2 protein-coding genes are annotated in these 1,928 nt (G+C 45.0%); both read right to left on the reverse strand.

The features are described 5' to 3' along the window. Window positions 1-712 (reverse strand): class I SAM-dependent methyltransferase (locus tag GRP75_RS25750; protein WP_160790748.1); only part of this gene is annotated, 712 nt, incomplete at its 3' end. Window positions 713-867: 155 nt separating this feature from the next. Continuing rightward, complete coding sequence (gene hslO / locus GRP75_RS25755) at window positions 868-1,749, reverse strand: Hsp33 family molecular chaperone HslO (RefSeq protein WP_076265340.1); 882 nt, start codon at window positions 1,747-1,749, stop codon at window positions 868-870. Window positions 1,750-1,928 lie beyond the last annotated feature (179 nt).

Here is a 1,928-nt window from a genome sequence, read left to right on the forward strand (position 1 = left end):
CAAATCCGGGTGCAATCCAGACGGGTCCTTCCACACCCAGTATACGAGGCTTCGGTAATCCAGCCGCCTGCCAGTCTGCGCGCAAAGCATCCGGTGTATGGAAGTAGGAGCGTGTGAGAAAAGAGGGATAAGCAGCAGGGCGCACATGCTGACCATCTGTTAGCTCCTGTCTGACCATATCCATGAACGCATCTTCCTCCACAATGGTATTGCACTCACCGTACACCGATAGCCCCCACAGTAGTGAGCCAAACCTGGAAATAGCTGAAGTAATCAGCGTTCCACCTTTTTTTAAGACACGCGCCGCTTCTTGCAGTGCTTTTACTCGTTCCTTCTGTTCCGTTAAATGATATAAAGGTCCCATCAATAGCACGATGTCCGCGCTTTCATCTTTACGATCAAGATTTCTGGCATCCGCGGTTTCCAGCTTGCTGATGATGGGTTTATTCAGTTGCTGCTGACGAGCGAATTCAATGGCTTGGGAAGATAGATCAAATAGATGAACTTCGTATCCCAGCTCCGCCAGCCACGAAGAGTAGACCCCTACACCGCCACCGATATCGTAAATAACATGAGTAGACTCCCTGAGATAACGTGAAATGATTTCTTTTGATCTTTCCAGTTCTATTTTTCCTATGCCTCGCTCTAACCTGCCTATTTCTGCACCGCCATCATAATAAGCCAGAATTTCATGCGTATCTTTTTCGAGCATAGCGCACCTCATCTCAAGTGATTGGAATAATATAACATTATCACTTACATCATGAACAAGTCTACCGTGTTTAGGATTAAGAAACCATCGGAAGCATTGGGAAAGAAAAAAGCTGTTCCCCAGTAGCTAAACCTACTTTTTGGGAACAGCCATATTTAAATGATGTTTGTTTCCAGCATGCCCTCGAGATCTTCTTTGGTAAGATGGTAGTGTGCGTTACAAAAGTGGCAATGAGCTTCAGCCTGTCCATCGGTATGGATCATATCTTCTATTTCCTTATTCCCTAAGCTGATAATGGCATTGGTAACGCGCTCTTCTGAGCAGGGACAATGAAATTGTACAGGCATGGTTTCCAGTATGTTTATGTTGCTTTCTCCTAAAATCTGACCCAGAATCTGCTCTGGTGTAAGACCTTCCATGACCATTGCGGAGATGCTTGGAATGCTCTCAATACGTCTCTCGATAAAACTGATAACCTCTTCTGGTGTATCTGGCATCAGCTGAATAATAAAACCTCCAGCCGCCTGTATAGAGTTATCTGGGTTAACAATAACTCCCGCTCCCACAGAAGAAGGAATTTGTTCGGATTGGACGAGATAAGATGTGAAGTCCTCGCCCAGTTCACCCGATATGAGAGGGACCTGTCCAACAAACGGGTGTTTTAAGCCGATATCTTTGGATACAATTAGCGCTCCATCTGTTCCTACAGCTCTGGCGACATCCAATTTCCCTATCTGATTAAGCTCAAAATGGGTTTGTGGATTTTTTACATAACCTCTAACTTCACCTTTGGAGTTGGTATCGACAAGAATGGTGCCGATAGGTCCGCCACCGTTGATTCTGATCGTCAGTTTATCCTCATCTTTAAGCATGGCTCCCAGCATGACGCCGACCGTCATAGAACGTCCCAATGCAGCCGATGCTGTGGGCCAGGTATAATGACGCCGTTGGGCTTCACTTACCGTTTCCGTTGTTCTCACGGCATAAGCCCGTACCTGATTGTTGTAGGCAAGAGCTTTTACTAAATAATCGTTCATGTTCATATTCCTTTCTGTTAATTAGAGTTCTTTACAAGACCATTTTTTCCTGAATCCAGTTCTCTAAAGAAGTAATTTTGTCATCATATCCTTCTTTAAAAAAGTCAGCGGATAGTGACGCGATGGTTTCTCTTTTTAGAACGGCCTTCCAGGAGGCTTCCGCTTCTTCCATCACATTT

This window comes from Paenibacillus sp. OT2-17, assembly GCF_009827695.1.
In the GTDB taxonomy this organism is placed as follows: Bacteria; Bacillota; Bacilli; order Paenibacillales; family Paenibacillaceae; genus Paenibacillus; species Paenibacillus polymyxa_B.

Bases quoted from the DNA above. Each gene is read 5' to 3' on its own strand.
- hslO (WP_076265340.1), bottom strand. From the start codon at position 1,749: ATGAACGATTATTTAGTAAAAGCTCTTGCCTACAACAATCAGGTACGG.